The following is a 5,995-nucleotide window of genomic DNA, read 5'->3' as shown; positions in this document are numbered from 1 at the left end:
TGCTGCAATTGCTCCGGCTCAGGCGTGCAACCATCGCGGCCGGCCTGTTCGGTCTGGTGCAGCAGCTCGGTCAGTGCCTTGGCCTGGAACAGTGCGCACATGCCCTTGAGGGTATGGCTCTCATGCCGGCTGACAGCGGCATTGCCGGCCAGGATCGCCTGTTCCAGCCGCAGGAAGATGGCCGGCGCGCCGGCCAGGAAGGTGCGTGCCAGCGAGGCGACGGTATGCACATCCCCGCCCACGGCGTCGAGCAGGTGGCTGGGATCGATATGGTGATAGTCGCCGGTATTGCTGGTGTCGTTGGCTGCAGGTGTTGACTGGCCCAGATGCACGGTTTTTCCCCCTCTGTTCTCATGTCCTTGCGACCGATTACTTCGGTTCTTGCAGCGGCAATGTGAAGCTGAATGTTGAACCTTGGTGTTGCTTGGACTGTAACATGAGTTTGCCTCCCATGAGCGTGACCAGGCGTTGCGCGATGGTAAGACCCAGACCTGCGCCATCCCTGGCACGCCGTTCGCTGTCGTCGGCCTGGGTGAATTTCTCGAAGATGGTATCGAGTTGTCCGGCGGGAATACCGATGCCGGTATCCTTGATGCGCACGGACAACTGGCTGCCGCTGCGCTCGACCTCGACCAGGATGCGACCGCTGTCGGTGTAGCGCACCGCGTTGTCCAGCAGGTTCTCCAGCACCCGCAGCACCTTGCGCTGGTCGCATACCACCACCTGAGGCACCTCATCGCTGATGCGGCATTCCAGCGACAGGCCCTTGGCCTGGGCGTCCGGGTAGTGACGGGCCACGGCTTGGCCGATCAGCTCGCGGATGTTTTCCGGCTCGGCCTGGATGGCCACGCGCTGGTCTTCCAGTTCGGTCACCTCCAGGATGGCATTGACCAGGTCCAGCAGGCGGTTGCCACTGTCGTGGATGGCCGTGGCATATTGCGCCAGCGGCGACTCGCCCAGTTCTTCGCGCAGCGCGTCGGAGTAACCCAGCACGCCATTGAGCGGAGTACGGAATTCATGCGACATGTTGGACAGGAAGCGCGACTTGGCATGACTGGCCTGCATCGCATCCTGGCGGCTCTTGACCAGCGAGCCGGCCAGCCAGATCAGCAGGGCATTGAACAGCAGCACGGCCAGCGTGATCAGCGTAGCCAGCAACAAGGTGCGGTTGCGTTCGCGATAGTAGGGCGCCAGGCGTTCTTCGATATCGATGCCCACCGAGGCATAGAGCGGATAGTCGCGCAGCTTGTGGAAGGCGTAGATGCGCTCGCGGCCATCGATCCGGCTGACCGCCTCGACCACACCGTCGCCTTGGGCCAGCATGGCTGCATACACCTTGCCGCCGCTGACCTGTTCGCCCATGGCATCGGTCTCGCCGGTACGACGCACGCGTGCCACGCCATCGGCACCCAGCAGCGTGATCACGCCGTGATGACCGACGTCGATCTGGTGATAAAGACTGGTGAAGTATTGCGGATCCATCGAGACCACGACCACACCGCCGAAGCTGCCATCGGGCTGGTTGATGCGCCGCGTGAGCTGCAACGACCACTTGTTGGAGACCCGGCCCAGCACCGGCTTGCTGATAAAGAGCTTGTCCGGTCCACCGTGCATGTGCGCCTGTATGTGTTCGCGGTCGCTCAGGTTGATCGGCGTGAAGGGCTTGCTGGAGAGGGCGACATCGCCCTTGCTGTCGACGATGGTGAAGAGGTTGTAGACGTTGCGTGCCACCAGGCCATTGGAGATTTCGGTCGCCAGATCCAGGTTCTGGCCGCGTTCGCCGTAGCGGTAGCGCAGGTAGACCGCCGCCTGGTCGGCGGCCTCGATGGTGCGGTAGGCGTGTTCCAGGAATAGTCGGGAGAGTGACTGGGCGTCGCGGCGGGCGTCTTCAAGATTGTTCTGGCGGCTGGTCGCCAGTTCCTTGAATGCGCCCAGCCATAGCCCGCAGATCAGCAACAGCGAAAACAAGCCCAGGGCCAGGCGCAAGTCGATGCGCGCAAACCGGAGCGGGAGAGGAGGATTTTTCCGGTCATTCATGGCTCTGCGGGCCTTTCCCTGATTGGTTTTTTATCGGCTTTCGCGCTCCCTGCGGGCACAACAGGCCCGCATGTAGCCGCGTAATTCATCAAAATTGACCGGTTTGGGGAAGAACACCACCCCCGCCGGAATACCCCCCCGCTGCGCCATGTCTTCCTGTCCCAGGCTGCTGACGATGGCGATGCTGACATCCCGCAACTGCGGATCGTGGAGGATGGTCTTGACCACTTCGTAGCCATCCATGCCTTCCATGACGATATCGGCCAGCACCACGTCGGGTTTGCTGCGCGCGATTTCCAGCAGCGCCTTGTAACCGTTGTCGCAATACACCAGGTCCAGCGGCAAGCCCCACGAAGCCATGGCACCGGCATACAGTTCGCGCTGCAGGTGGTTGTCCTCGATCACCAGCACCGCCGTGCGGCCATTGCTCGGCCGCGCCGTGGTGCTACGGCCATGCTCACCAGCCTCTGCCGAGGAAGAGCCGGGCGTGGCCTTGTAGGCGTGGACGGCCGCCAACGGGATGCGCCGATGCCCACCCTTGGTCTTCCAGGCTTCGATGATGCCGGCCTCGACCAGTTGCTGCACGGAGGACACCGAGATGCCCAGGATGTGGGCCGCTTCCTGGGTTGTGCATACCTCGGAGCTGCTTGTCTTTGCGGTTTTCATAAATGCATTATCGGTATTTTACACAAATAAATCAAATTCATTAGATAGAATTTGAAATCGATATAATCGGTTTTCAACAAAAAGCAACAATCATGCCGATGGGCAAGTCTTGGATAGGCATTATGCAGAGAATTTCGTGACTTCGTCAGATTTTATGTATTTTGCCTGTTTTTGCGGCGAGTGGCGCAAATTATCGTGAAGTGGGATTTTGCACCGGCTGCCGCAGCTTGGCGGAGGGTTAGAGGGTATCCAGCCGGCTGCGCAGAGCCTGGGCGCGCGCTTGCAGCGCCTCGAGATCGGCTGGCGCCATCTTTTTGATCTGCTGGTAGACCATGCCCAGGCGCGGGTTGTGGCCGAAGCGGACCTGGTGGCGCAGGAAGAAATCCCAGTACAAGGCATTGAAGGGGCAGGCTTGCGCACTGGTCTTTTGCTTGGGATCGTAGGCGCAGCCGCGGCAATAGTCACTCATGCGGCCGATATAGGCGGCGCTGCTGACATAGGGTTTGGTGGCGATGAGGCCGCCATCAGCCCATTGGCTCATGCCCAGGGTATTGGGCAACTCCACCCATTCGAAGGCATCGATGTAGATGCCCAGGTACCACTGGTGCAGGGCCTTGGGGTCCAGCCCGGCCAGTAGCGCAAAGTTGCCGATCACCATCAGGCGCTGGATGTGATGCGCGTGGGCGCTCTGCAGCGACTGGCCGATGGCGTGGCGCAGGCAGTTCATGCCGGTCTGGCCGGTCCAGAACCAGGCCGGCAGCGGCAGCCGGTGGTCAAGCGCATTGCGCTGTTCGTAGCCCGGCATCTGCGACCAGTAGATACCGCGCACGTATTCACGCCAGCCGATGATCTGGCGGATGAAACCTTCCACGGCCGCCAGCGGTGCATGGCCGGCCCGATAGGCCGCTTCGGCGCGGCGCACCACTTCCAGCGGATGCAGCATCTTGACGTTGAGCGCAAAGGACAGCAGCGAATGGAACAGGCGCTGGGCTTGGCTGCTCATGGCGTCTTCATAGTCGCCGAAATACGGCAGCACGGCCTGGATGAAATGCTCCAGGTGGTGCAGGGCTTCGGCTCGCGTGAGCGGCCAGCGCAATTGCGTGGCCTGGGGATCGCCAAAGCTGGCTACACCCTGGGTTTGCAGCATGGCCCATAGCGCCCCGTGGTCATGTGGCGTGCGCCAGTCTGGCGGCTGCGGTGGCGTGCCGGGCCAGCGCTTGCGGTTGTCGTGGTCGAAATTCCATTGACCGCCTTCGGGGTGACCCTGGGCATCGAGCAGCAATGCGAAGCGGCGCCGCATCTGGCGGTAGAACTGCTCCATCAGCCATTGCTTGCGGCCCTCGAAGAGACGCGGCAATTCATCTCGGGCAGTCAGGAAGTGTTCACTATCGACCACTACCGTCTGCAAGTCCTGCTGATCGCCCCATTGCTGCAAGGCCTGGTCGAGCCGCCATTCATCCGGCGCCTGCCATTGCACGCAGCGCGCCTGGTAATGGCTTGCCAGCGCCGACAGGTTGTCTTCCAGCCGCTGGCGGTTGCTGGGATCATCCAGCCGGATATAGCGTACCCGGTGACCGGCTGCACGCAGGTGTTCGCCGAAGGCGCGCATGGCGGCAAAAATGGCCAGGATCTTTTGCGCGTGGTGCAGCACGTAATCGGTTTCGCAGCGCACTTCCATGAGCACGTAGACCACATCGGTATCGACGCGCTCGAACCAGGAGTGCTGTGGATTCAACTGGTCGCCCAGGATCAGGCGCAGTGTGGTGGCGGGAATGGGGTTCATCGTGCAATCTCAATGCCCATGCTGGCGACCATAGCGCCCCAGCGCCAGCAAGGCCGCCAGTTTCAGCGCGCAGGGCAGGGCCGCGTACACCAGCGGCAGACTGCTGCTGGGCCCCTGGCCGGGGTGGTAGTCCAGGGCCGCCAGCAGGGGCAGGGCGACGCCGGCCAAGGCCAGTGCCAGCTTGCCCAGCATGGTGAGGATGCCGAACGCCGCCCCCACCGAGGCGGCTTGCGTCACCACCCGCGCCAGCAGCACCGGTGGCAGCAGCAGGTCGGCACCCAGCGCGGCTCCGGTGGCCAAGCAGACCAGCAGGAACGCCAGCTTGTCGCCCGGCCCCAGCCAGACCGCGCCGACGAAGCCGGCCATGGACAGCAGCATGGCCAGGCGCCAGCAGGCTACCGCGCCGACGCGGCGCGCCAGCCGGCTCCACAGCGGCAGGCCGAGGGCCGCCGCACCGAAGTAGGTGGCCAGGAACAGGCCGGCCAGTGCGCCCTGCTGCAATTGGTCTTCGATGAAAAACAGCGCCAGCGTGGCTGGAATGGCCGCCGACAAGGCGTTGAGCAGATAGGGCGGCAACAGCGCCCGGAAGGCGCGATTGCGCCACAGCCCCTGTAGGGCTTCGCGCCAGGGCTGCTGCTGCGCCACCATGACGGGCGCGGGTTGGCGCAGCAGCAAGAGCAGCGCCAGACCCAGCATGGCGGCAAAGAACAGGCAATACAGCGTGATGCGTCCATCCACCCGAGCCGGGTCAGCGGCCAGGATGCCCACCGGCACCACGCTGGCCACGATCACCCCGGCCAAGCCTGCCCCCTCGCGCCAGGGTACGGCGCGCATTCCTTGCTCGGGCAGGCGCGACCCCCAGGAGAGATAGGCGATGCTGAGCATACTGTGCGCGCCATAGGCCAGCACCAGCATGGCCACCAGCCACGGCATGGCCATTTCCGGTGGGTCAGGCGGTTTCCACAGACATATGAAGGCTAGCGCCAGCACCACGCCGGCCATGCCCATCCAGCGCTTCTGACGCTGGGCCGATCGATCCAGCATATGACCGAAAAGGGGATCTTGCAGCATGTCCAGCAGGCGCGCTGCAAACAGCACCCAGCCCAGCGGCGCCAGCGCTACCCCGACATGGCTGGCGTAATAGGCGGGAATCTGCACGAACAGCGGTAGCGCTGCCATGGCCAGTGGCGCTCCCAGTACGCCGTAGGCGGCATTGCTCCAGCGCGTGGCGATGGGCTGCGGCAGTGCGCTCAAGGCGTCTCCCCGAGCAGGCGGCGGCGCAGGTTTTCGTCGCGGCTGGGCTGGCCCAGCCAGATGTTGAAGAAGGCGCGCGCCAGTTCCGGGTCGGCGATCTCGGCCAGCAGCTTGTCGCGGTCGTACAGACGCATTCCGCGCTGGGGCAAGTAGACCCCGACCAGTTCATCGCCATCGGGCACGTCGATGAAGGCACGCCCCAGTTCATTCTTCCAGCGCGCCAGCGTCGGGGCGGCAAATCGGGCGGCGCTCATG

General features: G+C 63.5%; 6 protein-coding genes. All 6 read right to left on the bottom strand.

Going from position 1 to position 5,995, the window contains the following annotated elements:
• Positions 1–332 (bottom strand): Hpt domain-containing protein (locus I5W_RS04945; protein ID WP_044528406.1); only part of this gene is annotated, 332 nt, incomplete at its 3' end.
• Between the two features lie 37 nt (positions 333–369).
• Positions 370–2,037, bottom strand: coding sequence for a cache domain-containing sensor histidine kinase (locus tag I5W_RS04940; RefSeq protein WP_199901706.1), 1,668 nt, complete (start codon positions 2,035–2,037; stop codon positions 370–372).
• Positions 2,038–2,067: 30 nt separating this feature from the next.
• A complete protein-coding gene (locus I5W_RS04935) occupies positions 2,068–2,703 on the bottom strand; it encodes a response regulator (protein WP_017452294.1) in 636 nt (211 codons plus the stop codon).
• Positions 2,704–2,941: 238 nt separating this feature from the next.
• Complete coding sequence (locus I5W_RS04930) at positions 2,942–4,486, bottom strand: cryptochrome/photolyase family protein (protein WP_044528404.1); 1,545 nt, start codon at positions 4,484–4,486, stop codon at positions 2,942–2,944.
• A 9-nt stretch (positions 4,487–4,495) separates the two neighbouring features.
• Entirely contained in the window at positions 4,496–5,740 is a 1,245-nt protein-coding gene (locus tag I5W_RS04925) for an MFS transporter (protein ID WP_044528403.1), read from the bottom strand.
• The coding region (locus I5W_RS04920) for a chalcone isomerase family protein (protein ID WP_044528402.1) at positions 5,737–5,995 on the bottom strand (259 nt) is incomplete at its 5' end. The genes I5W_RS04925 and I5W_RS04920, both read right to left, overlap by 4 nt.

The sequence above is a fragment of the Herbaspirillum sp. B65 genome, assembly GCF_000333555.1.
In the GTDB taxonomy this organism is placed as follows: Bacteria; Pseudomonadota; Gammaproteobacteria; order Burkholderiales; family Burkholderiaceae_D; genus Herbaspirillum; species Herbaspirillum rubrisubalbicans.
This window is presented reverse-complemented; position numbering and strand designations above follow the sequence as displayed.

Coding starts and splice junctions, on each gene's coding strand:
- I5W_RS04935 (WP_017452294.1), bottom strand. CDS start 2,703: ATGAAAACCGCAAAGACAAGCAGCTCCGAGGTATGCACAACCCAGGAA.
- I5W_RS04930 (WP_044528404.1), bottom strand. CDS start 4,486: ATGAACCCCATTCCCGCCACCACACTGCGCCTGATCCTGGGCGACCAG.
- I5W_RS04940 (WP_199901706.1), bottom strand. CDS start 2,037: ATGAATGACCGGAAAAATCCTCCTCTCCCGCTCCGGTTTGCGCGCATC.